The following is a 24,044-nucleotide window of genomic DNA, read 5'->3' on the forward strand; positions in this document are numbered from 1 at the left end:
CAGTAGGAGCTATCTTAATATTTAATCTAATCAGGTTTATGTTGTTATCGTATTCATATTTACACCTGAATTAAGGCCTATAGGCTTTTTTTGATGCTCAGACCTTCTGCAAAACCCTCTGAACAGACAGGGGCTTTAAAGCAACTGCGAAATAACAAAACCAGCGATTACCATTGCACCAACCACGAGAGCAAATACATCCTGAACAGGCTTGCGATACTGCTGAAGTTTCGTAACCCGGTACAGGCCCGCAATCGGCAGAAAGAAGATAATAACGGCCATCATTGGAGCGACAATGGCTTCCATAATACCGAGAACACTCCAGTTCCCCACACCAGCCACGCAGCAGCTTAAGGCGATGATAAACAGGCTGATTCTGTGAACATGGCCTGCTGATACCACCTTGCCGGGACGGAAAGATCGGACTCCCTGGCTTAACAGGCCATTCATTAGCTCTATCACACCCAGAAAAAAGCCAAAGAACGAAGTCATAATTGCAACAAAGGCAATCATTGGCGTGATCGTTGAAAAGAACCGGTTACCTGGCTGATTAGCCAGAATAGAAAGCGTTGGAAGGTTATCTGCCTTTGCCTGTGCCAGCTGTTCCGGTGTCAGTGCCATGACACAGGAAAAAACAAAAAACAGGGTAATGATCAGGAGTATCATTGCACTGCGTCTGTGAATACTGTCTGTCTTGCGAATACAGGCGTGAAGGTCAGGGTTTTCCTGCCGGTAAGACCGGGCAAAAGTAGAGCAAACCGGGGCGTGATAAAAAGAAAACACCAGTACCGGCAGGGCCAGTAGAAAGGTTTCTGCGCCCTTTTGTACAGAAACCGGCTGCATCAAATAATCTATTCGCCACTGTGGAATGAGATAAAGTGCGATACCAAGCAGCACAATGGTTAATGGAAGCACCATTCTCCGGAACAGATTCAACAGTCTTTGCTCAGTTCCCAGAAAGACCCCAACCATGACAGCCACCAGAAGCAACACAACCAGAGGACGTGAAGGTTCTGCCCAGTTCAGCTGATTGACTAAAAAGCTGATTGTCACATTGCTGATACCGATGGTATAGAGCAACAAGACCGGGAACATCGATAAGAAACAAACCAGCATCAACCATTTTGCGACGGATGAGCCGAAAGTATCTTCAACGTGCGTTGAAAAATCATTGCCGGGGTGTCTGGAAGCCAGGCAGAACCGGGTCAGGGTACGATGGGTAAAGTACACCATAGGCCCGCTGACCAGAGCCATCAACAGTAAGGGCCAGAAGCCGCCGATGCCTGCATTAATGGGAAGATACAGCAGACCGGCACCAATACCGGTGCCAACATGGCTGAACATCCAGCCTGTATCTTTTGTTGTCCAGCGCAGCTGGGCATCCGGTTCGCCAACGGGCGATTCAAGACTTTGATCAGACATAAGCTCCCGACATCTATCGACAAATACCGGGAGAGTATAGGACACACCAAGTGATTGAATAATTATTAATAAAATAATTACAGTTACAAACCACCCTCAAAGCCCTGCTGACGCCAGGCCTCATAACTGACAATTGCCACTGAGTTGGAAAGGTTTAAACTGCGGTTATCCGGACACATGGGGATACGTAACATGTTGTCCTGTTTCAGCCTGGCTCTGACCTCGTCAGTCAAACCGTGAGTTTCGGCACCAAACAGCAAGACATCGCCGGGCTGGTAATCCACCTGATGGTAGTGCCGTTTTCCTTTTGTAGTGATCGCCAGAATACGGCGTTCGCCCATCGCTTTAGCAAACGCATCAAAATCCCTGTGCAGGGTAATGCGCTCCATATCACGATAATCCAGTCCGGCACGTCTGAGCTTTTTCTCTTCAAGGTCGAAACCCAGTGGTTCAATCAGGTGCAGCTGACAGCCATTATTGGAAACCAGCCGGATAATGTTGCCGGTATTCTGGGCTATTCGAGGTTCAAAGAGTGCTATATGGAACATGTGGATGGTGTGTCATTTAATAAAGAGTATATTGCTGTTAGCTGTTAGCTGTTAGCTGTTAGCTGTTAGCTGTTAGCTATTGGTTGATGGCTGTATGAGCAGCCAATAGCCAATAGCCAATAGCCGGATATATTTGGTAAAAAAAACGGCTCACCCGAAAGGTAGCCGTTTTTTGCATCTACACAGCAAGTCTTTGAAACCTGTTGAACTGAGCAGAATCAGTTAACCGTAGTGGTTTCTTTCTGTTCAGCCTGTTCGCGCGCCTGCATGTACAGGGCGTCGAAGTTTACAGGTGCCAGCATCAGCGGAGGGAAGCTGCCACGCAGAACCAGGCTGTCGATGGTTTCACGAGCGTAAGGGAACAGAATGTTCGGGCAGAACGCGCCGAGAGTACGGTGCAGCTCTTCATCAGCCAGACCTTTCACCAGGAATACACCCGCCTGCTGAACTTCAGCCAGGAATGCGGTTTCACGGTTGTCTTCCGGACCGTTTTCAACGGTGATGGTCAGGGACAGCACCACTTCGAACATGTCTTCATGCAGCTGACGGTTGCTGGTGTTCAGGTCCAGCTTAACTTCCGGTTGCCACTGAGCCTGAAATATCTCAGGAGATTTCGGGGATTCAAAGGACAGGTCCTTTACATAGATACGCTGCAGTGCAAACTGAGGCTGCTGCTCTTGCTGTTTCTCAGCCATTATCAATTCCTTACTTTGGTTGGAATGTCTGCTCAGCCTGTTTATAAGTGCTGGCAAACAGTCGTTAAAAATCGCTTACCCCCATCAATGGGGGTGGCATAAAATAATTCAAGCCTCAAGCAAGCAAATCATTTAATTTATCAGCGGATTCCAGTGCAAACAGATCGTCGCAACCACCCACATGGGTGTCGCCGATCCAGATCTGAGGAACTGTGTGTCGCCCGGCTTTCTGAGTCATTTCCTGACGAACATCAGGACGGCCATCAACGCTGACAGTCTGGTAGTTAACCCCTTTACTATCCAACAGTTGCATTGCTCTTTGGCAAAACGGACAGGTGGCTGAAATATAAATGGTGACGGACTTCATGCCTTTATACCTCAAATAGCACTTTTACTTTTTGACCAGTGGTAAACCATCGGCAGTCCAGGTACTCAGGCCACCGCGCAGGCGCAGAACCTGTTGCAGACCGGCTTCCTTAAATTGTTTACCCACCATGCCAGCGTGTTGCCCCTGGGCGTCAATAATGACAATGGGTTTGTCTTTGTGCTTGTTCAGTTCTGCCACACGGTCTTTAACCTTGGCAAACGGCATGCTGATGGAGTCGACAATGTGACCTTTGTTGTAGTCGGCCTTTTCACGAACATCCACGACAATTGCACCCTGCTGGTTGACCAGCTGAGTCAGTTGCTGTGAGCTGATATTGTGACCACCCTTGCGCATTTCGGTGAACGCCAGCGCTGAAATCAGCGCCACCAGGGAGCCCACCAATAGTGGGTGATTACCTATAAATTCGAGTAGCTGAGCCATGAATTAACCAGTCTTTCTGAATCGGAAAAGGCGGGATTATAACGTCAGAACACCCGATTTTGTAATAGGTGGCGTTATCGGGCGGCAAACGTGGATCACATTCTGGTGGTTGAACGCAAAAGGGCTTGCTCCCGCTTCTGTAATTCAGGGGGTTTACGGAAGGGGCCGTACTGTTCCTCCAGGTGATCTCCCGCAACACTATCAGGATTTTTCAGTTTCCCGGCTTCATCATACTGTGCTTCCTTAAAAGCGGTATCAAACGGATTGGTATCTGACTCTGGAAAACTGTCCAGTGATGAAGATAACGGCTCGTCTCTTACAATGCAGGATGGCTGCGTGACAGGCTCTTGTTCCTGTTCACTCTCACTCGCACTCTCACTCGCACTCTCACTCGCGCTCTCACTCGCGCTCTCACTCGCGCTCCTACTCTGAGTTGATTCTTGTACAAATGCTGATAGGGGTATCAGCACATATGATTTAGGTTTCTTTATTTTGGGAGCGGGTTTATCTGTTTCAGCCGGTGTCGGGGGAATGCAGCGATCATGATTAACCAACGCATCTGCTGAGCGTTTTCTCACAGAAGCACTCTCATCAGCAGTCTCCTTTTTGACATTCATCGCAAAAGCTACAGCTTCTGTTACCTTTGTTGGCATTAACGCTTGCAAATCCTGACAAGTACTGGTTGTGACAGTCACTGCTGAAGGTGATTTAGCTATTCCGTCCATATAGACTTCCTTTTCTTAAACAATTGCTTTCATAGTGTCTAAAGACCGGCAGTGAACAAAAAAGTTCATCCAGCATGAAGTACGGAACAGGATGTATCGCTAAATTCCAGCAATAACAATACACTATCAACTCCTTTCATCACCCTGCCGCTTATCGATAAACAGTGCTGAAACCCCCTACAAAAGCAGGTAAAATGCGAACCTTTTTCAATACTGCCAAGGTTTGCCCCATGACAGATAAGCGTAAAACCACAGCCCTGATCATTCTCGATGGCTATGGCCACCGTGAAGCGACCGAGTTCAATGCTATCCATGCCGCCAAAACGCCGGTCATTGATCAGCTGATGGCTGAATTCCCAAACAGCCTGATCTCCGGTTCCGGTATGGACGTCGGCCTGCCAGAAGGTCAGATGGGTAACTCGGAAGTGGGTCATATGAACCTGGGTGCTGGCCGGGTGGTTTATCAGGATTTCACCCGCATCACCAAATCCATTCTGGATGGCGACTTCTTTACTAATGAAGCCTTTGTCAGCACCATCGACAAGGCAGTGGCGGCAGGCAAGGCTGTTCACATCATGGGGTTGATGTCTCCGGGCGGCGTACACAGCCACGAAGACCACATCAATGCCATGATCGAACTGGCCGAACAGCGTGGCGCTAAAGAAGTTTACGTTCACGCCTTCCTGGATGGCCGTGACACACCGCCTCGCAGCGCTGAAAATTCTCTGGCCAAAACCGACGCCCTGCTGAAAGACAAAAGTCTTGGCCGTGTCGCTTCCCTGATCGGTCGTTATTACGCCATGGACCGTGACAACCGCTGGGAACGTGTTCAGGAAGCTTATGACCTGATGGTTCTGGGCAAAGCTGAGTTCACGGCAAAAGATGCGGTTGAAGGCTTGCACGCCGCTTACGAGCGTGATGAGAATGACGAATTTGTTAAAGCCACTGTTGTTGGTGAAACGGCTGCCACAGTAAACGACGGCGATGCCCTGATGTTTATGAATTTCCGTGCCGACCGCGCCCGTGAAATCACCCGTGCGTTTGTTGAAACCGGCTTCGAAGGTTTCCAGCGTGAGAAAGTGCCTGCGCTGTCTGGCTTCGTGATGTTGACCCAGTACGCTGGCGATATCGACACCGTCTGTGCGTTCCCGCCATCCTCTCTGCCTAACACTCTGGGCGAGTACATGGAAAAACTGGGCAAGACCCAGCTGCGTATTGCTGAAACTGAAAAGTACGCCCACGTAACGTTCTTCTTTTCTGGTGGCCGTGAAACCCCCTATAAAGGTGAAACCCGTGTACTGGTTGACTCTCCAAAGGTTGCTACCTACGATTTGCAGCCAGAAATGTCAGCCCCGGAAGTGACCGAAAAACTGGTGGCTGAAATCAAGAGCGGCAAGCACGACCTGATTATCTGCAACTTCGCTAACTGCGACATGGTTGGCCACACCGGCGTTTATGAAGCGGCCGTTAGAGCCGTGGAAGCGGTTGATGAGTCCATTGGTAAGGTGGTGGAAGCCCTGAAAGAAGTTGACGGTCAGTGCCTGATTACTGCCGACCACGGTAACGCTGAACAGATGGTTGATCCGGAAACCGGCGGCATCCACACCGCTCACACCTGTGAAGAAGTGCCTTTGATCTACTTTGGTTCCAAAGACATCAAGCTGAACAACGGTATTCTTTCTGACCTGGCACCGACACTGCTGGGTCTGATGGAAATCCCTCAGCCTGAAGAGATGACAGGCAAGTCTCTGCTGGCTTAAGGCGACAGGCTTCGTACAACAGGGGAGTCTCAAAGGCTCTTCTGTTTACCGGGTTCAGCAAAATCTGTGAGCTGCGAGATGCTATATTGCCTCGGCATCAAAATAATTACTACGAGGCTCATCTCTTAATGTTATTAATCAATCGCAAGGTACTGACATTTCTGGTTTTACTTTTCCTGTTAACGGTTACGTTATTCTCAGAGGGGGATGAAGGTGAGTTTCAGACTGAAAATAATAGAAATGTACCAGGGTATTTGTCATCTATTGCAGGAGGTCTGCAAGAAGCTGCCAATTGGGTGTTTGATTACTACAGACCGGGTGGTGAATTATATGAAATAAAGTACCTGTCTCTTATTGCGGTGTTTATTGTGGAGTACGGCATCCACGGATGGCATTCTAATGCTAATTCAAAAAGCAACAATGTTCTGGCGATCGCTATCTGGGGGTCTAAGCCCATTGTTCTTATGTACGATTTTATTACAAAATGGGGTGAACCTGAATATAATCCAGAATTAAGTTGGAATTATAAAGAAGATTTGCTGTTTTTTGAGCTAAACCCTAATTTGTTGTCTAAGCACCATGCTTATCACAATTTATCAGAACAATCGGGGTTGAATATTTTAAAGATTGCTGTTGTTGACATGGATGGCACATACCATGCCGTCGTGAAATACCAGAACAGTCACAAAACTGATCATAAAGCAGTTAATTTAGAATTTGACGAGTCATTATCGAATATACAGTTTCTCGAACCCAACTGTGTGAGTGGTAAAAGATATGATGCAGACAATGTCTCATTGTTAAGTGTTTTCTCTGAGGAAGTGATACATCAGGTGTTTGCCGGTGTAGAAGAATCGGTCAATGAACTGAATCTTGAGCCTTCTTTTACTAAAGGAAAGCACTATTTTGTCGGTACAGAGATAACAGCCCGACGACTGGAAATGAACGATATGAACGGCAATAATACATTTGCCGTTTGCTTCAAACAATTCAGGGTCGCTGATGTTTTAACAAAACCGTTTAATAACAGTAATGATGTATTAACTGATGAAGCAATGATTCGTTCAGCTCAAACTCAAACCGTCAGTTTTTTCCATGCCTTTACAGTCGCCATTTTCAGGCAAATTGTGCATCATCTGTTGGGAGAGGTATTGGCAAAGACCATTCGATACGCTTTCTCCGAAGTTTGCCCTATTTGTCTGGCCCAGCTGTCATTGCGGTCGATAAAGGTCGCCAAATGCGGCAGGCACTGGTTCTGTGCTAGTTGCTGGAATAGTTATCTCAGCAGTGGATTTGATAAGTGTCCTATGTGTCGGCAATGACCTTTTTCCAAAACCTGTAATAAAAAAACCATTGCGTTTCACAACACAATGGTTTTTTTAACTGTGGCTACTTCCGGATCAGGAAACAGCCAGTAGCTCTACTTCAAAGACCAGAGTCGCGTATGGGCCAATAGCACCACCGGCACCCTGAGCACCGTAAGCCAGGTTGTAAGGGATAAACAGCTTCCACTTGGAACCAACCGTCATCAGTTGCAGAGCTTCAGTCCAGCCAGCAATCACACCATTAACCGGGAACTCGATGGGCTCACCACGATCAACAGAGCTGTCAAACACCGTACCGTCCAGCAGCATGCCGTGGTAGTGAGTCTTCACGGTAGACGTTGGGCCAGGCTTTTCAGCATTGGCGTCGCCAGCGACCAGCACTTCGTATTGCAGACCGGAATCGGTCACGGTGACTTCATCACGCCGGGCGTTTTCAGCCAGGAATTTCTCACCTTCAGCAGACAGCTCTTTAGCTTGCTCAGCTTCTTTAGCCTGAATGCGCTTGTGCATTTCGTTGAACGCTTCCTGCAGGGCAGAAGTTTCAACCACGCTTGGCGCACCATTCAGGGAATCAGCCAGACCCGCCAGAACGGCATCAATGGACAGGCCTTCAATTGGGTTGCTGGACAGCTGGTCGCCCATCTGGCGGCCAATACCGTAGCTTACGCGAGCTTCAACGCTAGTGTATTCAGACATTAAATTTCCACTTCAAGTGAGGTTGTCACAAAAGCTGGCAATTGTAGCACGACTGCAACACGAATGGCCCAGTGGTCAATACTGACAGGTGTACGGCTCACGATAAGCCGAATTAAAAGTTTTCCGACAGTCTGGTACGAATGAACTATTTTTTTTACTTCTTGTCTATTTAAAAGCCGGAGTGGAGTGAGTCTATGGATTTCAAAAAAATAATACTTTCGTACATATTTCTGCTGTTGGCCAGTTCCGTGGCTATTGCTGGTCAAAAAGTAGCTGGCCAGAAATACGAATATCTGCTTTACAGCGAAAACAGCAGTGCCTTTATGGTGCTGGTAAAAGTCATTGAAGATGGACGTCATGAAACGCTGGCTTCGGTGAGTGTTAAATTTGCCAGCGATAATGAGCTCAGAGGCTATGCCGGTAATATCGCTCTCACTAAAACAGATCACCCAGAGCTGGAATTTCCGGGACTGGCAAGAAAGCTGACCGAGAGAATAATGGTGGCACAATCCACATTAAACGAACCGGAATTAAAGGCTCCAGACGCTGAGTTTTCCCTTGTGATGGCTGTAGCCGGTTATGAAACCATTAATGGTACTCACCCATACCAGTACCCTGTTTATAAGACCCGTCAGCGTGAAGATGAAGCGAAAGAAAACATTATCAGTATCTTTTCAGACAATGGTCTCACCATTGCTAAAGAGTCTATTTATGGCTGCGGTGATCAGGACTATGTACTGCAGCTTGCCAGGGAGGTTGATCCGGGGCCACACCTGACCCTCTTCAAAGCCACTTACGATATCCTTTTTCTGACGGAGCCTTCTTCTTTTGAGCCCGTCAGCAAGTGGGAATCAATACACAGATACTCATACATCAATGATCAGTACCAGAGAACAAATAAAAGACTACCATCAGGCAGTTCCTTTGGGCTGGGCTTTATAGTCGGTGATCATTTCTATTCCAAAAGAGCTCTATCGAAAACACCGGTATGTTCTGGAAGTGAATGTGACCGTAAAGAACGGGAACGAGCTGAAGCCGCAGAGTTCAGAAATGATATGCAGGATTTATACTTGAACAGGACTGCTGGAGATATTACTGAGTACTTTCAGGGATTCAAACGAAATAATGAACTAGGAGACAGTACTCTGGATTTGTATAAGCGTAAAAAAAATGCCAGCTGGTTGCATGTTGTGGACCACGCCCTGATCTATTATGGCGCAAAACAACTGGTCAGAGAAATCATCACTTACCAGATCCCGGCCTTGCGTAATTTATTGCGCGACTTTCAGAGTGAGAATAAAGTTTCAGATGTCATTGATATTCATGTCATTGGCTCCCACGAAGATATTTATGATTCCGTTCCTGTTTTGAATAATTTTATGGCTAACGAGGGAGAGGCATATCATTTCCAGCTTAAGAGGGTGCCTCAGAATACGATTAAACAGCACTCTGCTGACGCTGTGGTTCACCTGACTAAAAAACTGAGTACGAATTGAGTGGAGAACATCTCCTCCACTCATCAGAAGTTACGCAAAGTGCCATCACCGAAAAGTATGGGCAGGTAATGTCTTTTGTGTGTGTAATCCTTGTCAGGACAGTTGTACTGGGGAATTAAAGAATAAGCCAGTGCCAAAGCCCATATAAGACTTACATATCCGCGTGAAGATGGTATCTTCCATCTAACTACGGCACTCAAAGATGCAGCTATAAACAACGCTGGAAGCTTTACGAAGTACAATATTATTTTATCCATCGGTGGAATCGGGCCGGGGAATGAACTGCCACAAATCGGGTGAATAGTTCGGTCATAGGTATCGTACATATCACCCCAATAGCTGTAACAATGCTCCCAACCCTCACTAAAAATATAATCCTGCCATTTTTTCCAGTTTTTCTGAGCTTTAGCAAATGAATCGAGAAAGACTTCCCCAGCTATTTTGTTTGAAACAGAAGTACTAATCAGAGCCTCTGATTCCCAGAATTTTTTAATTGTGAACTGATTTTCGGACAGGCAGTCAGAATCAATAAACTTATTAGACCGGCAGGCAACATTTTTCTTCAGATAATTATTGATATGCTTTCCCTCCTCTTTGATATCCCTTTTCTCGCCTTGATATGGTGCTTTCGTTATGTACTGAATGCGGCTTACCCACACGCTAAGAGGATCAAAGGAAAAACCAGCATTAACGTTTATTGTCGATGACGGAACAAATCGGTTAAAGGTAAGTCTTGCCCCGCTGTCGGTATCCATATACCAGAGATCTGACTTTAAATGGTTGTTTGTGTGGAGATCAATGTAGGTGTGGGGGAAATTGCCTATCAGAATAACACCATTAAGCCTTGTCCAGAGGGGATCAGGGTGAAGGTAGACACCCCGTTCAACCATATACTCTTTTAATCTGTTTGCAGTTCGTGTTTCGTCAGTTTCAGGCGTCAGGACTTTCGTTTTCCAGCCTTCATTTTCCAGCTGTTCTATCCATCTCCGTAAATTATCATTATCCAAATGAGGGTATAAATTTTTTTCAATGATAATGAAAACATCCCCATCATAGAGCGGCATTCGACTTGCATTCAGGGTAGCGGGGAAAAAAGCAGCCATCAGGGCAATAGCGATAAATGCATTTATAAATTGGAACATCTGTATACTTTTTTCGTTAGATAATGAGCGCTGAAGTTAAGTTGCTCCCTAAGTAAAAGTAAAGCGTAGCACGTTCAAACGCACGACAGTGATCAGGGACAAAGTAAACGACATCACACATATATACTCGAAGGCAAGAACAACAATTATTAATCGAGACCGGGAGGAGGAGGGAGAGGCATACCATTTCCAGCTTAAGAGAATGCCTCAGAATACGATTAAACAGCACTCTGCCGACGCTGTGGTTCACCTGACTAAAAAACTGAGTACTAATTGAGTGGAGAACATCTCCTCCACTCATCAGAATTTACGTAAAGTGCCATCACCGAAAAGTATGGGCAGGTAATGTCTTTTGTGTGTGTAATCATCGTTGTAAGAACAGTTGTACGGGGGAACTAAAGACGCAGCCAGCAACACAGCCCAGGCAGCCCCCAGATATTTCTGCGAAGATGGATAATCAAGTCCATACAAAGTACTGACAAATACTCCAAGCCCAAATGCAGGAATTGCAAGTACGTACAATAATATTTTGTCGAATGGTATAATTCCTGACGGGGTTGCGGCGGTAGTTGCCGGATAATGAGTCTGGTTATGGATACGGTACATATCACCTAAAAAACTGTAACAATGTTCCCAACCCTCATTAAAAATATAATCCTGCCATTTTTTCCAGTTTTTCTGAGCTTTAGCAAATGAATCGAGAAAGACTTCCCCAGCTATTTTATTTGAAACAGAAGTACTAATCAGAGCCTTTGATTCCCAGAAATTTTCAGTTGTGAACTGATTTTCAGACAGGCAATCAGGAGAAGTAAACCCAGTAGACCGACAGGCAACGTTTTTCTTCAGATAATTATTGATATGCTTTCCCTCCTCTACAATATCCCTTTCCTCGTCTTGATGCGGCGCTTTCGCTATGTACTGAATGCGGCTTACCCACACGCTTAGAGGATCAAAGGAAAAACCAGCATTAACGTTTAATTTTGGCGAAGAATAAGGGTGGTCAAAGATAAGGTTTGCCCCGTTATTGGTATCCATATACCAGAGATCTGAAGTTGGATCGTTGTTTCTACTGAGACTCATGGAGGTGTAGGGGAAGTCGCCGATCAGAATAATACCATTACGCCTACTCCTGGCAGGGTATTTAGGGGGAAGGTAGACACCCTTTTCAACCATATACTGTTTTAATTTACTTGCAGTTAGTGTTTCGCTAGTTTCAGGCTTCAGGACTTTCGTATACCAGGCTTCACTTTCCAGTTGTTCTATCCAGCTCCTTAAATTTTCTTTATCCAAATGAGGATATAATTTTTTTTCAATGATAATGAAAACATCCCCACGATAGAGCGGGAGTCGACTCGCATTCAGGGTAGAGGGGAAAAAAACAGCCATCAGGGCAATAGCGATAAAGCCATTTATAAATTGGAACATCTGTATACTTTTTTCATCAGATAATGAGGGCTGAAGTTAAGTTGCTCCTTAAGTAAAAGTAAAGTTTCAGCAATCTTTTAATTGCTCCAGCTTTCCGTCCCGGTATAACTGCCAACAGCCCCAGTCCTCAGCCAGACAGACTGTTCCATGAAAGTAATGCTTCGCTTCTTCCCGCAACAGCTCTACCCCATACTCTCCCGGTTTGGGAGAAGGTCGGTAACGACCGCTGAAATGCGTAAGAATGATATGGTCAACCTGTGCCGCTTCTGCCGCTTCTGCGACCCTCTTTGCGGTGCTGTGCATATACTTCGGGCCGACTTTGCGAAAAACGTCTTCCGTAAAGGTTGCTTCGTGAACCATTAACTGCGCTCCCTGCAATGCGGTATGAAGCAAAGCGGGCTGATCATTATCACCACCAATAACAGCAACCCGGGCAGGTGGGGGTGGTTGGCGAACCCGATCCGGCTCAATGATCCGGCCATCTTCGAGAGTCACCGGGAGACCGTTTTGCAACTGACCCCATAGTGGCCCTCTGGGAATACCCAGGGCAAGGAGCCGGTCCTGATCCAGTGCCCCAGGATGACAGCTCTCTGCAAAACGATACGCAAAGCTGGGGACCCGGTGGGACAACTCGTGGGAAGTTACAGAAAAATGGTTATCACGGTATTCAAAGTCTTCCCTGTCAGTTGCTTTGAATATCAGCGGAAAGGGCAGCTCTGTGACATCCGCACATTGCAGGGCGTGGCGCACAAAACTCTCCACCCCGGCGGGGGCGCAAATGGTCAGCAACTCTTTGCGTCTTTGCATGCTCGCTGTTGTGATCAATCCGGGCAAACCAAACATGTGATCGCCGTGAACATGGGTAATAAATACCGTTTTCAAACCGGAGAGCGTATAACGACTGCGCATTAAACGGTGCTGCGTCCCTTCCCCGCAGTCCACCAGGTACCATTCCTTCTGTTCATCCAGCGCCAGAGCCAGGGCTGTCACGTTACGTTCCAGAGTAGGGACGCCAGCAGAAGTACCTAAAAAGGTCAGTCTCATTGATCAGCCCTCCCTTCACACACATTCAATACCCAATATGAGTTCAACACATCTATCCAAAGCATAACACGTTCAAACACACGACATTGATCAGGGACAAAATAAACGACATCACACACACATATACTCGAAGGCAAGAACAACAATTATTAATCGAGACCGGGAGGAGAAAAGATGGCCGCATTCAACGACCATATTCGTAACATCGCTCTGTTGGGTCACGCAGGGAGCGGGAAAACGGCACTTGCGGAAGCCCTGCTGCACGCCTCCGGCGCCATCAACCAGAAAGGCAATGTCAGCAGGGGAAACACCGTATCGGATTTTACTGATCAGGAAAAAGCCGCCGGACACTCTCTCGAAACCAGTATTCTTCAGTTTGATCACTTAAACACCCACGTAAACCTTCTCGACACTCCCGGAACGCCTGACTTCTTTGGTCGTGCTATGAGCATTCTGCCTGCGGTTGAATCGGTGGCGCTGGTCATTAATGCCCGGAATGGTATTGAACCGGTGACCCGCCGGGCATTTGAACAGATGCATGAACGCAAAAAATGCGGCCTGATTGTTATTAACCAGTGCGACTTGCCTGAAATCGAACTGGAAGCCCTGTTACTGGACATTCAGGATCAGCTGGGCAGCCAGTGCCTGCCCGTTAACCTGCCATCGGCAGACGGAAGTCGTATGGTTGACTGCTACTTTGCTCCGGAATACGACACTCCCACGGCTTTCAGCTCCGTCACAGAAGCCCACGACCAGCTGGTTGACCAGGTGGTGGAAGTCGATGAAAAATTGATGGAACTGTATCTGGAGCAGGAACAGTGCTTAAAGCCGGAGCAGCTTCATGATCCTTTTGAACAGGCTCTGCGTGAAGATCATCTGATCCCTGTCTGCTTCACTTCCGCAGAAACCGGGGCAGGTATTGAACAGTTGTTGCATACCCTGTGTGAACTGATGCCAACGCCCTCTGAAGGCAACCCGCCGCTTTTCTTAAAAGGGGAGGGAGACAATGAAACCCCTGTCGCAGTAGTGCCTGACCCTGATATACATGCCGTTGCCCATGTGTTCAAGGTGTCCATGGATCCTTACATTGGCCGGATGGGTGTATTCCGCGTGCATCAGGGAACCATTCGCAGTGGCGACCTGCTTTTTCTGGGCGATATCCGGAAACCGGTTCGCGTCGCCCACCTGTTAAAGCTACAGGGCAGTAAAACAACCGAAGTCAGCGAAGCCTGCCCCGGGGATATCTGTGCAGTCGCCAAGATCGACAGCCTGCATTTTAACGGCGTATTGCACGACTCCCACGATGAAGATCAACACCATCTGCGAGACCTGCAATTTCCACCTTCTATGGCCAGTCTGGCTATCTCTCCAGCCCATCGGGGTGATGAACAGAAGCTATCAGAAGTTCTACATCGTCTGGTGGCAGAAGACCCCAGCCTGACCATTGAACACCGGGAACGGGAAAACGAAACTGTTTTGCTCGGCCTGGGAGAAGCCCATCTGCAACTGTCCATTGAGAAGATGGCTAAGGTCTATAGTCTGGAAGTAACGACTTCAGTCCCCAGTATTCCCTACCGGGAAACCATTCGTAACAAGGCTGAAGGACATCATCGACACAAGAAGCAGAATGGTGGCTCCGGTCAGTTTGGTGAAGTTTTCCTACGCATCGAGCCCTTGCCCAGAGGCAGTGGTTTTGAGTTTGCCAGCGAAGTAGTAGGTGGCGTTATTCCATCCCAGTACATTCCCGCTGTGGAGAAAGGCGTTCGGGAAGTGATGCGGTCCGGTGCTATTGCCGGTTATCCCATGCAGGATATTCGCGTTGTGGTTTACGACGGCAAACACCACAGTGTCGACTCCAAAGAGATTGCTTTTGTCGCTGCGGGCAAAAAAGCCTTTCTGGATGCGATCCGGAAAGCCGATCCGGTGGTGCTGGAACCCTTTGTTGAAATGGATATTACGGTTCCAAGCCAGAGCATGGGGGATGTAACCGGGCACCTTGCCAGTGAGCGGGGGATGGTGACAGGGACTGATGCGGGGCGAGGTATGAAAGTCACCGTACATGCCCGGGCACCGTTAGCCAATGTTTCCGGTTACAGCAATACCCTGAAATCCATGACCGGCGGTGATGGTGAGTACAGCATGCAGTTCTCTCATTATGACTGCGTACCGGTACCGGTTCAGAAGGCGCTGATTAAAGCCTGGGAGGCTTGAAGCCTTACCTCTGTGAACTACTCCCGTCGCCCCCGGCGGGAGTGCTCTTTTGACTTGAAGAGGCTGAAACAGGAAAAACACTCTCAATTGAACTACTCTCGTTTGGGTTATTTACCCTTCAGATAACATTGCGGCAGTCTTATCTGCTGCCATAACAATACGCCAGGACAGGCAAGCTTCTAAACCGTAAAGTGAGAGTACAAAGTATGATTGCCAGCTTGCAGTCTTGTTTCATAGCCCTGTTAGTATTTTATTTTAAATGTGCTATTGCCAATACGCCTTTGTACGGGCAGCTTGAAACGCTCTCCTTGTCCTCTGACCATATCCTCAGCCGTTCGGTTTATGATCTCAGTAACCTGTCGGTGAATCCTGTTGATTTTCTATACACTTTGAATTTATTACCCGAGCCGGTTTCGGTACCTGAATCACTGTCAGCTGAAATATCCCTGGCCTGTATAGATCTGCCCGTCCGGGCAGACAGTTATGATGATAAGCGTTCAGTGTCACACACCGTTGTGTGTATAGCACAGGAGGGTTATACACTCGCGGGCGAGCCTGCTATTGAGACCACCGAAAACTCAACACCAGCGTGTTATACGAATACCGTTAATACTGACTCCTCTGTCAAGATAGCCCTCAAAACATGCGACTTGAATCAGTCATCCTCAGCGACAAAGTATACGGCTTTGACAGAAGAGTCCCATTCATACAGTGACCAGCCATTTACTGGCAGCAAACATCAACAGCTTCACGATGCCCTTCTGGCATCAGGTGCCCTGGAATACACAAAAAAAGGGAAGGGTGAGCAGGGCTCCCGACCATTACTACCACCAGCGATACAGGACATACTTTTCAATCAGGAGCTGTTAGTACCTGAACAGAGCGTCACTGTCTACATGTTCAGAACCAGACCGGATCAAGGCGGCGGGCAGGCCGAAGGGGGGAGTAGCCGAACGGTTTCCGGTGGGTTGGCTCAAGACATAAGGGACGATCTGGAACACCGGCAGAGCGCTACTTTACCGGTACTAAGGCTTCGACAACCACCACGGTCAGAGGATTATCTGAGTGAAGAGAATATTCAGCGTGTAATCCGGTCCTCAACAGACCTGGAAACGCGCACAGACGCAGAGCTTATGTCAATAGCAGTCGACCTGAAAAGAATAGACGTGGCCATTAAAGATGACGAAGAAAATGAAAGACCTGCCCGTGTTGATGCTGCAACCCATGTTGAGTTAATGATTTTAGAAAACAGAGTTCAGAAAACTGGCAGAGATAGACACTCTGAGGCAATTAGGAAATTATTCTCAACAGTTGACAGGCTTGACTGGAGCAACGCATTAACACAGGAAGAACTGTCCGGATTGCACGGAAATGCGTGCGAATTATCGGATATAATTGAGTACTTTGGCAGTATTGATGACCAACTTCGTTACAAAAGATATTTCAGCGAAACAAAGTTACGCCTGCAGTCTGTTTCTGCCCAGAAGGCTCGTGAGGTCGCCTATGAATTGATAAGAAATTTTAACAATTCACCAGAAGCCCACTCTCAGATAAATACCGGAACCCTGATGTTGTTTGGGAATCTGGCCTCTGAGTTGAACGACAGGCTTTGGGCTGATCAAAATCAGGAAGCATTGATTCAGGTGCGGGATGATCTTTTCGGATTGGCCAAAATTCTGGAGCAGATGTCCAGTCAACCTGATGAGTTTCCGAGACTTCAGCAGAGTGAGGGAAGTGATAATCGGGAAATTATACAACGGCTGTCTAACGATGTGGGTTTTAGTCTTCGACACGTACAACTCCTTATGGGTCAGAATTCTCTCATTCAGGCACGCCTTCGGCAACTTGAAAGCCTGGGACTGTCTGGCCATATAGAGCCCAATGTGATAAGCGCCATGTCTGACGAAGACTTCGCCGCAATGGTTTCAATACTGAATGACGGCCCTGTAGATCAGGGCCTTATCGACCGGGCAAGTTTCGATTTAACCCTCGGAGACAAGCCTCTGACGCAGAGAGATCATGGAACTAACATCGTAAGAACCTACGAAAACAGCGAATGGGAGGAAATACAGAATTCCAGAACAGGGGCAATACTGTACGAAGGCAGCTCAGACGAAGTGAGCGAGGTTATCAGGAGGGCAGGAGATGTTAATGAGGTTGAACGACAGAAAGTTATGAAACAGCAACATGAACGCTGGATGGAACTGACGAAGAAACCTGGCTCAGGGAACGGGAGATAAACTCTCCAAAGGTTCGGGAATATATCAGATCAACAGCTTTGATGTCTGACTACACACCAACCATGCAGGACATTGAATCGATCTGCCACCACTTTCGCAGCCTCCATGCCTGTCTTTATTTTTCCATGGATAAAAGATGCCGAATAGTGCGGATTTACAGCCAGCACGAGTTCTAATGGGTAGTCAGGCCAGACATTACTGAAAGACCTCATTTCCATAGTTCCGGGCGGGCTCTCTTTTGTCATTGTTTTACAGGTTTAATTAAAGGCATACTGAGGTATTAAATAAACAACCTGTGACGTTTGATGATGAAACTAACAGCCACGCCGCCAGCACTTGCGTTGTCGCTGGTTGCACTGTTGTCCATAAGCAGCCCTGGCAGTATTGCCAGCGCCGCAGGGGACGCAGCGACCAAGGCGACCACCGAAGCCCAGCTGGAAACTATAAACAGTGACATTGAACACCTGAAAGGTCTGCTTTCTAAACTTAACCGGGAGCGGTCTTCAACGGAACAGAAGTTACAACGATCTGAACAGGAGATGAGTAAGCTGCGCCAGTCGATTCGCAGTCTGGAAAATCAGCTGGAGGAAGGGAATCAACAGGTAAAAAAGCTCCAGCGCCGTCAGCAGGAACTGACGGCGAGAAAAAATAAAGAAAAAAAACACATCGCCAGCAGTGTACACTCAGCCTACCTTGCCAGCCGGGACAACCGGTTAAAGCTGTTACTGAACCAGGAAAGCCCGGAAGATATTTCACGTCACCTGACGTATTTAAAGCATCTGCAACAAGCGCAGCTCGATGCCATTACTGCTTTTGAGAACACACTCCGGGAAATTGATAACAACACCCGTGAGCAGGAACAGGTCAACGCCAGCCTTTCCCAACAAAAGAGTAGCCTGCAAGAACAACGTGACGACCTGAAGAGGGTACAGGGTCAGCGTCAGCGCCTGATTAGCCAGATACGTCAGCGGCAGGGTAGCAGTAACCAGCGCCTGAAGAATCTCGACCGGCAACGGCACCAGCTGGAAACTATTCTGTCACAGCTGGCGGCAAAAGCCGCTTTACAGCGGCCTATCACCAGCGATCAGGGGGATCTGAAATGGCCGGTCGAGGGTGAAATCCTCTATGGCTACCGGCAAAAACGCCCGCAATCCGGTATGAGCTGGGAAGGCGTCTTAATTGCCGTTGACTCTGGCACCCGGGTGAATGCGGTACATGATGGCACTGTTATTTTCTCTAACTGGTTAAGAGGCTTCGGTCAACTGATCATTCTGGATCATGGTGATGACTACCTGACCCTGTACGCCCACAATCAGTGGCTGCTGAAAGCCGAAGGTGAAACCGTTCTGGCAGGAGAGCCGCTGGCGCTTGCAGGGCAGAGTGGCGGACTGGAACAACCCGGGCTGTACTTTGAAATACGCCACAAGGGTAAGCCGCAAAACCCTTCACGATGGCTGCAAACCCGTTAAGGCTGTTGAAGATGCATTACGGACAACCGATAGACTATAGAGTGAACACCCTGCTGATCGGGATGCAAGAGTACAGAGCGATAGCCTTGCCATGTATTCACGACAGCCTCCTATACTTGAACTCTCATAACGGTTTGCAGGAGCATCCATGACAACGACTTTTCGCCTTAACCGGCTGTTATTAGCCAGCATTCTGGCCTTATCAACCGGTTTCTCACCCATTGGCTTGACGGCACCCGTTGGTGAAAAAGAACAACCTGTTAAAGAAACCAGCCAGTCTACAAACGATGGCTCTTCAGACGATGCCAGGGCCGCCAGCGAGAAAGGCAGATTGCCTCTGGAAGAACTGCGAACGTTCACTGAAGTCATGCAGCGCATCAAAACCGCGTATGTCGAAAAAGTGGATGATAAAACGCTGCTTGAAAATGCAATCAAGGGTATGGTATCGGGCCTTGACCCCCACTCCAGTTACCTGGAGCCCGATGAGTTCAAAGAGCTGGAAGTCAATACCTCCGGCCAGTTTGGCGGCCTGGGCATTGAGGTGGGCATGGAAGACGGTTTCATCAAAGTCATCTCCCCTATTGATGACACACCCGCGCAGAAGGCGGGCATCCAGCCCGGCGACCTGATCATAAAGCTCGACGACACCAGTGTGAAAGGCATGACCCTGATGGACTCGGTCGACCGTATGCGCGGCAAGCCCGGTGAGCCGATCAAGCTGACCATTGTTCGTGACGGTGAGCCCAAGCCACTGGAAATTACGGTAAAACGCGACATCATCAAGGTTAAGAGTGTTCGCTCCAAAACGCTGGAAGAGGGTTACGGCTATATTCGCCTGAGTCAGTTCCAGTCTGACTCAGACAAAGAGCTGGTGGCTCACCTGGGCAAGCTGAAAAAAGCCCAGAAAGATGGAAAGCTGAAAGGTCTGGTTCTGGACTTGCGTAACAATCCTGGCGGGGTTCTGCAGGCCGCCGTTGGCGTGGTCGACAGTTTCATTAAAGAAGGGTTGATCGTCTACACGAAAGGCAGCATTCCTAACTCAGACCTGAAGTTTAATGCGTCCAGTGTCGATCCATCCAACGGTGTTCCACTGGTCGTACTGATTAATGGCGGCTCAGCTTCTGCCTCCGAGATCGTGGCTGGCGCGCTGCAGGACCACCATCGTGCGGTATTGTTGGGTACACAGACGTTCGGGAAAGGCTCTGTCCAAACCGTACTGCCACTGAGCGCTGATCCTGAGCGGGGCCTGAAACTGACTACTGCGTTGTATTACACCCCAAGTGGTCGCTCCATTCAGGCGGAAGGAATTAAGCCGGATATTGTTCTGCCTCGTGCCAAAGTCACACCCATTGAATCCGCTGAGCAGTATAAGGAAGCTAACCTGCAGGGACACCTGACCAATGGCAATGATAAGAAAGGCAAAGCCGCTGATAAGAAAGAAGCCAAACAGGAAAAGAGTCTGGCTGAAGAAGATTATCAGTTAAGTCAGGCCCTGAATGTTCTGAAAGGCATGCACATCACTGCCTTGAGGAAAGAGGAAAAGGAGAAGAAAGCCAGTAAGCAGCCAAAGATGGCTGATGTTAAACTGCATTGAGCGACTGATTCAAAGGAGGGTGGCGGTTGTCGCCCTCAGCTTTTCGCTTTTAGCTGTTGGCTTCTAGAAGCCAGAAGCCAGAAGCTAAACGCTGAAAGCTAAAAGCTAAAAGCTAAAAGCGATAATGAATGCCAAGACTAACCACTGGCTTAACGGTGTGCACCGCAGATTCCAGAGCATCAAAGCTATCTGGCAGATCACCAGTATCATTGCTTCCGGAACTTCCGGACAAAGATGATTCTACCTGACTCTCTTCACCAAAAAACGCACCCACTTCAACACTGACATCCAGGCGGTTAGCGTCGTCCAGTAATTTTTTCCAGCCAACACCCAGGTAGGTCTTATTGCCTACGGCTGAATAGGAGTCAGTGGTCTTACTTTGATCACTGCCGTAAGCTCCGGCCGATACCCTGAAGCCGCTTTGTTCAAAGGGGTAGTAATCGATCACAAGCCCTGTAGAGTGTGTTTTGGAATACTTTTCAACCACTTTAAGTTCAGAGAAATGATCTGGATAGGCCCGAACGTCGAAGGTGCTGGTCTTGGCGGGCGTCGTTTGGTCTGGTTCATCCTGAGCAGGCAATACACCATCGGCTGCATGAGCAGAAGTGATCAGAAAACAGATGGCAGAAAAAATTAATGGACTACGGTGCATCACCCTTCCCCCTGGGCTTTATGACACGAACAGGTCCTTATAAGCAGGAATTAAACGGCTATTCCTGAAGGCTTTCCGCAGGTTGAAGACGGTGTTGACGAAAAATGGAAGCCGTCTACTTATCCTCTCCTGAAACCTGCTCAAGATCAACTACTATGTACGTACTTGTCACAGCAGAAGGCGTACATTCACTTTCTGACTCTGCAATGCAGCCATTGATAAACTTTCGTGTTTTAGCTGTGGTACTTCATCTGATAACACCTGATGGAAAAGTTTCATCTTTGATGTCGATGTGCTGACGCGATAATCCACAAGCAGACTCAACACTTCAATCCCCATGGAAAATCATTATTATGCAAACTGGTAAAGCGCCACAGTTTGGAGCTGTCGCCCCGTCCGAAATGGCCCGTCTGGCTGAAGACGCAGCCGTTGGTAAAACCAAAAAACACCCGGAAGTGACTTTTGTACTGGCTATTCTGTCGGGTCTTTTCGTCTCTCTGGCTGGCATGTTTTATACCGTTGTCACCACAGGTGCCGGTGATCTGCCCTACGGCATGGTGAAACTGGTTGGCGGTCTGTCATTCAGTATGGGTCTGATGATGGTCGTGCTGTGCGGTTCTGAGCTGTTCACCAGTAACACGCTGTTGCTGATGGGTCGTGCAACCCGTCGTATCAGTGTTGGTCAGATTGCCAAAAACTGGACGCTGGTCTATTTCGGTAACATGGCTGGTTCTTTCTTCATGGTGGCCATGCTGATGGCCGTTGGGCAGTTCAAAGGTGCGCATGGTGAGTTAGGCATTAACTACATGTATATTGCCAACGGCAAGATGGGTCACAGTTTCGTGGAGGCGCTGCTGCTGGGTGTACTGTGTAACCTGGTTGTGTGTCTGACTTACTGGATGACCCTGAGCTCCCGGGACGCCATGGGTAAAATGTTTGCCTGCATGCTGCCGGTAGCCTGCTTCCTGGCCGCTGGTTTCGAACACTCCGTTGCCAATATGTTCCTGCTGCCAATGGGCTACCTCATCAAGTCTGTTGCAACACCTGAGTTCTGGGCCAACACCGGTTACACGGCTGAATACTTCAGCAATATCAACCTGCACAACATGGTTTTCATGAACCTGATTCCTGCAACCATCGGTAATATCATTGGTGGCGGTGTTATGGTGGGTCTGAGTAACTGGTTTGTACACCTGCGTGACTGATCACTTATTGTAGAAATACATTGTTGATCTGGAATGGCCGCTGTTTTGCGGCCATTTTTTTAATTATTCTTCGGGAAGCAAACTTCAGATACTCCTGATACTATCTCTCTCCGTGTCTTTTGATGATTAACGAACATCAAGGAGATTCAATGACCAGCATCAGTATTTTCTGCGGAGCCAAAACTGGCCGTCGCCCGGAGTATAAAGCCGCCGCTCTTGACCTGGTTGAAGCCATGGTCAGGCGCGATATCACGGTGGTTTACGGCGGAGGAAACATTGGTTTAATGGGGTGTGTCGCCAACCATGCCTTATCACTGGGCGGTCGGGTTGTTGGTGTGATTCCACAACGGATGGTTGACCTGGAAAAAGCTCACGACTCACTGACTGAAATACACATTGTTGACTCCATGAGTGAACGTAAACGGAAACTGTGTGATATTTCAGACGGCTGTATTGCACTGCCGGGCGGAACAGGCACACTGGACGAACTGTTTGAGTACATTGTGCTGCTGGAAACTGACTATCACCACAAGCCTTCCGGTCTGCTGAACGCCTGTGGTTATTTTGATCATCTGCTTAACTTTATGGACCATGCCATTGTTGAAGGCTATGTAAGACAGCCTCTGCCCGATATACTGTCGGTTGCCGATAAACCAGAGCCACTGCTGGACACCCTGATAACGCGAATGGGATAACCACGGGACTGACAATGACAAAAACGCCTCTGCTGATTTATTTACATGGATTAAACAGTTCATCCCGGTCCATCAAGGCGCAACAGACCATCCGCCATATCCATCGAAACAAACTGGATATGGATTTGTGGGTACCTGATTTACCCAGCCATCCGGAGCAGGCAAGACGGTTAATGTCTGACCGTATTCGTCGCGAGTACGGCATGCGCCCCGTTTATATTATTGGCAGCTCTCTGGGTGGCTATTATGGTACCTGGCTGATGCAACGCCTGATCTATCTCCACCCGGATATTGTCACCCGCCTGGTTCTGATCAACCCTGCTGTTCGCCCTTACGAATTGTTCCGTGATTATCTGGGCAGGCAAACCAATGTTTACACTGGCGATGAATGGGAGTTGACCGAGGATCATGTCAACACGCTGCAATCCCTTGAAACCTTATGGCTCGATAATGTTCAGGACATTTTGCTAATGGTTCAGGAGGGAGACGAAACCCTTGATTACCACAAAGCAGTAGAAAAGTACGCCAATGCCCAGATGATTATCCAGAAAGGCGGCAGTCATTCTTTTGAACATTACGATGATATGCTGCCAACGGTCTTCGACTTTCTTGCAGGAAAGCCCATTCTAAAGGGATAGCTGCTCTTGGCTCTTGGCTTTTGGCTGTTTGTGCCTGACCAACAGCCAACAGCCAACAGCCAACAGCCAACAGCCAACAGCCAACATTAATCCAGCAAAATTCCAAACCGGTGCTACATTGTTTACCAGTTTAAATGGTTCATTTTCTCGTGAAACCGTGCAATAGCTGGTCACTGTTGTTTAATTTCAAAGATGCCACCCACGGAAACATCAACTGCAATGCAATGACCTGAGCGGCTACTCTGTCAGGGTGT

Annotated in this window: 21 protein-coding genes; 10 read left to right on the forward strand and 11 right to left on the reverse strand. The window is 48.1% G+C overall.

All coding sequences use genetic code 11. From position 1 onward, the window contains the following. Positions 1-135: 135 nt before the first annotated feature. The 6 genes from NX720_RS06990 to NX720_RS07015 form a co-directional block, all read right to left on the reverse strand. Positions 136-1,467, reverse strand: coding sequence for an amino acid permease (locus NX720_RS06990; protein ID WP_262600302.1), 1,332 nt, complete (start codon positions 1,465-1,467; stop codon positions 136-138). 38 nt (positions 1,468-1,505) lie between these two features. Then, positions 1,506-1,970, reverse strand: coding sequence for a tRNA (cytidine(34)-2'-O)-methyltransferase (locus NX720_RS06995; RefSeq protein WP_262600303.1), 465 nt, complete (start codon positions 1,968-1,970; stop codon positions 1,506-1,508). Positions 1,971-2,188: 218 nt separating this feature from the next. Beyond that, positions 2,189-2,665, reverse strand: a complete 477-nt coding sequence (gene secB, locus NX720_RS07000; protein ID WP_262600305.1) for a protein-export chaperone SecB — start codon at positions 2,663-2,665, stop codon at positions 2,189-2,191. Between the two features lie 115 nt (positions 2,666-2,780). After that, positions 2,781-3,032, reverse strand: a complete 252-nt coding sequence (grxC, locus tag NX720_RS07005) for a glutaredoxin 3 (protein ID WP_262600306.1) — start codon at positions 3,030-3,032, stop codon at positions 2,781-2,783. 24 nt (positions 3,033-3,056) lie between these two features. Then, on the reverse strand, positions 3,057-3,473 hold the full coding sequence (locus NX720_RS07010) for a rhodanese-like domain-containing protein (protein ID WP_262600308.1): 417 nt from the start codon (positions 3,471-3,473) through the stop codon (positions 3,057-3,059). A 95-nt stretch (positions 3,474-3,568) separates the two neighbouring features. After that, positions 3,569-4,198 (reverse strand): hypothetical protein, encoded by a 630-nt coding sequence (locus NX720_RS07015; protein ID WP_262600309.1) that lies wholly within the window; start codon positions 4,196-4,198, stop codon positions 3,569-3,571. Between the two features lie 230 nt (positions 4,199-4,428). Here NX720_RS07015 and gpmM point away from each other — a divergent pair, with 230 nt between their 5' ends. Beyond that, positions 4,429-5,958 (forward strand): 2,3-bisphosphoglycerate-independent phosphoglycerate mutase, encoded by a 1,530-nt coding sequence (gene gpmM, locus NX720_RS07020; protein WP_262600310.1) that lies wholly within the window; start codon positions 4,429-4,431, stop codon positions 5,956-5,958. Between the two features lie 128 nt (positions 5,959-6,086). After that, positions 6,087-7,280 (forward strand): RING finger protein, encoded by a 1,194-nt coding sequence (locus tag NX720_RS07025; protein ID WP_262600312.1) that lies wholly within the window; start codon positions 6,087-6,089, stop codon positions 7,278-7,280. Between the two features lie 78 nt (positions 7,281-7,358). On the opposite strand, the gene NX720_RS07030 is transcribed toward NX720_RS07025, so the two are convergent. Further along, positions 7,359-7,979 (reverse strand): FKBP-type peptidyl-prolyl cis-trans isomerase, encoded by a 621-nt coding sequence (locus NX720_RS07030; RefSeq protein WP_262600314.1) that lies wholly within the window; start codon positions 7,977-7,979, stop codon positions 7,359-7,361. A 194-nt stretch (positions 7,980-8,173) separates the two neighbouring features. Here NX720_RS07030 and NX720_RS07035 point away from each other — a divergent pair, with 194 nt between their 5' ends. Next, the gene (locus NX720_RS07035; protein WP_262600315.1) at positions 8,174-9,475 is read left to right on the forward strand and encodes a hypothetical protein; all 1,302 of its coding nucleotides are present in this window, start codon (positions 8,174-8,176) and stop codon (positions 9,473-9,475) included. Between the two features lie 23 nt (positions 9,476-9,498). On the opposite strand, the gene NX720_RS07040 is transcribed toward NX720_RS07035, so the two are convergent. The 3 genes from NX720_RS07040 to NX720_RS07050 form a co-directional block, all read right to left on the reverse strand. After that, positions 9,499-10,617, reverse strand: coding sequence for a hypothetical protein (locus tag NX720_RS07040; RefSeq protein ID WP_262600317.1), 1,119 nt, complete (start codon positions 10,615-10,617; stop codon positions 9,499-9,501). A 300-nt stretch (positions 10,618-10,917) separates the two neighbouring features. Beyond that, positions 10,918-12,042: a hypothetical protein gene (locus NX720_RS07045; RefSeq protein ID WP_262600318.1), complete on the reverse strand. Its 1,125-nt coding sequence runs from the start codon at positions 12,040-12,042 to the stop codon at positions 10,918-10,920. A 66-nt stretch (positions 12,043-12,108) separates the two neighbouring features. Then, a complete protein-coding gene (locus NX720_RS07050) occupies positions 12,109-13,086 on the reverse strand; it encodes a ribonuclease Z (protein WP_262600320.1) in 978 nt (325 codons plus the stop codon). Between the two features lie 174 nt (positions 13,087-13,260). Between NX720_RS07050 and fusA the strand changes: the two genes are divergently transcribed. From fusA to NX720_RS07070, 4 genes are all read left to right on the forward strand, one after another. Continuing rightward, positions 13,261-15,297: an elongation factor G gene (fusA, locus tag NX720_RS07055; RefSeq protein ID WP_262600321.1), complete on the forward strand. Its 2,037-nt coding sequence runs from the start codon at positions 13,261-13,263 to the stop codon at positions 15,295-15,297. Positions 15,298-15,605: 308 nt separating this feature from the next. Next, a complete protein-coding gene (locus NX720_RS07060; protein ID WP_262600322.1) occupies positions 15,606-17,537 on the forward strand; it encodes a hypothetical protein in 1,932 nt (643 codons plus the stop codon). 305 nt (positions 17,538-17,842) lie between these two features. Next, positions 17,843-19,006 carry a murein hydrolase activator EnvC family protein gene (locus NX720_RS07065; protein WP_262601546.1) on the forward strand — a complete coding sequence of 388 codons (1,164 nt, stop codon included), beginning with the start codon at positions 17,843-17,845 and terminating at the stop codon, positions 19,004-19,006. A gap of 148 nt (positions 19,007-19,154) precedes the next feature. After that, positions 19,155-20,600 (forward strand): S41 family peptidase, encoded by a 1,446-nt coding sequence (locus tag NX720_RS07070; RefSeq protein ID WP_318654098.1) that lies wholly within the window; start codon positions 19,155-19,157, stop codon positions 20,598-20,600. Positions 20,601-20,712: 112 nt separating this feature from the next. Here the strand turns inward: NX720_RS07070 and NX720_RS07075 are convergent, their stop codons facing one another. Further along, positions 20,713-21,252, reverse strand: coding sequence for a hypothetical protein (locus tag NX720_RS07075; RefSeq protein WP_262600323.1), 540 nt, complete (start codon positions 21,250-21,252; stop codon positions 20,713-20,715). Positions 21,253-21,605: 353 nt separating this feature from the next. Between NX720_RS07075 and focA the strand changes: the two genes are divergently transcribed. The 3 genes from focA to NX720_RS07090 all read left to right on the forward strand — a co-directional run bounded on the left by focA (position 21,606) and on the right by NX720_RS07090 (position 23,790). Then, positions 21,606-22,457: a formate transporter FocA gene (gene focA, locus NX720_RS07080; protein ID WP_262600324.1), complete on the forward strand. Its 852-nt coding sequence runs from the start codon at positions 21,606-21,608 to the stop codon at positions 22,455-22,457. A 149-nt stretch (positions 22,458-22,606) separates the two neighbouring features. Then, positions 22,607-23,152: an LOG family protein gene (locus NX720_RS07085; protein WP_262600325.1), complete on the forward strand. Its 546-nt coding sequence runs from the start codon at positions 22,607-22,609 to the stop codon at positions 23,150-23,152. A 14-nt stretch (positions 23,153-23,166) separates the two neighbouring features. Then, positions 23,167-23,790 carry a YqiA/YcfP family alpha/beta fold hydrolase gene (locus NX720_RS07090; RefSeq protein WP_262600326.1) on the forward strand — a complete coding sequence of 208 codons (624 nt, stop codon included), beginning with the start codon at positions 23,167-23,169 and terminating at the stop codon, positions 23,788-23,790. The last annotated feature ends 254 nt before the right edge of the window (positions 23,791-24,044 follow it).

This window comes from Endozoicomonas euniceicola (assembly GCF_025562755.1).
Taxonomy (GTDB): domain Bacteria; phylum Pseudomonadota; class Gammaproteobacteria; order Pseudomonadales; family Endozoicomonadaceae; genus Endozoicomonas_A; species Endozoicomonas_A euniceicola.

Coding starts and splice junctions, on each gene's coding strand:
- NX720_RS07025 (WP_262600312.1), top strand. CDS start 6,087: ATGTTATTAATCAATCGCAAGGTACTGACATTTCTGGTTTTACTTTTC.
- NX720_RS07045 (WP_262600318.1), bottom strand. CDS start 12,042: ATGTTCCAATTTATAAATGGCTTTATCGCTATTGCCCTGATGGCTGTT.
- fusA (WP_262600321.1), top strand. CDS start 13,261: ATGGCCGCATTCAACGACCATATTCGTAACATCGCTCTGTTGGGTCAC.
- gpmM (WP_262600310.1), top strand. CDS start 4,429: ATGACAGATAAGCGTAAAACCACAGCCCTGATCATTCTCGATGGCTAT.
- NX720_RS07090 (WP_262600326.1), top strand. CDS start 23,167: ATGACAAAAACGCCTCTGCTGATTTATTTACATGGATTAAACAGTTCA.
- focA (WP_262600324.1), top strand. CDS start 21,606: ATGCAAACTGGTAAAGCGCCACAGTTTGGAGCTGTCGCCCCGTCCGAA.
- NX720_RS07085 (WP_262600325.1), top strand. CDS start 22,607: ATGACCAGCATCAGTATTTTCTGCGGAGCCAAAACTGGCCGTCGCCCG.
- NX720_RS07030 (WP_262600314.1), bottom strand. CDS start 7,979: ATGTCTGAATACACTAGCGTTGAAGCTCGCGTAAGCTACGGTATTGGC.
- NX720_RS07075 (WP_262600323.1), bottom strand. CDS start 21,252: ATGCACCGTAGTCCATTAATTTTTTCTGCCATCTGTTTTCTGATCACT.
- NX720_RS07015 (WP_262600309.1), bottom strand. CDS start 4,198: ATGGACGGAATAGCTAAATCACCTTCAGCAGTGACTGTCACAACCAGT.
- NX720_RS07050 (WP_262600320.1), bottom strand. CDS start 13,086: ATGAGACTGACCTTTTTAGGTACTTCTGCTGGCGTCCCTACTCTGGAA.
- NX720_RS07010 (WP_262600308.1), bottom strand. CDS start 3,473: ATGGCTCAGCTACTCGAATTTATAGGTAATCACCCACTATTGGTGGGC.
- NX720_RS07035 (WP_262600315.1), top strand. CDS start 8,174: ATGGATTTCAAAAAAATAATACTTTCGTACATATTTCTGCTGTTGGCC.
- NX720_RS07065 (WP_262601546.1), top strand. CDS start 17,843: ATGATGAAACTAACAGCCACGCCGCCAGCACTTGCGTTGTCGCTGGTT.
- NX720_RS07040 (WP_262600317.1), bottom strand. CDS start 10,617: ATGTTCCAATTTATAAATGCATTTATCGCTATTGCCCTGATGGCTGCT.
- grxC (WP_262600306.1), bottom strand. CDS start 3,032: ATGAAGTCCGTCACCATTTATATTTCAGCCACCTGTCCGTTTTGCCAA.
- NX720_RS07070 (WP_318654098.1), top strand. CDS start 19,155: ATGACAACGACTTTTCGCCTTAACCGGCTGTTATTAGCCAGCATTCTG.
- secB (WP_262600305.1), bottom strand. CDS start 2,665: ATGGCTGAGAAACAGCAAGAGCAGCAGCCTCAGTTTGCACTGCAGCGT.
- NX720_RS06995 (WP_262600303.1), bottom strand. CDS start 1,970: ATGTTCCATATAGCACTCTTTGAACCTCGAATAGCCCAGAATACCGGC.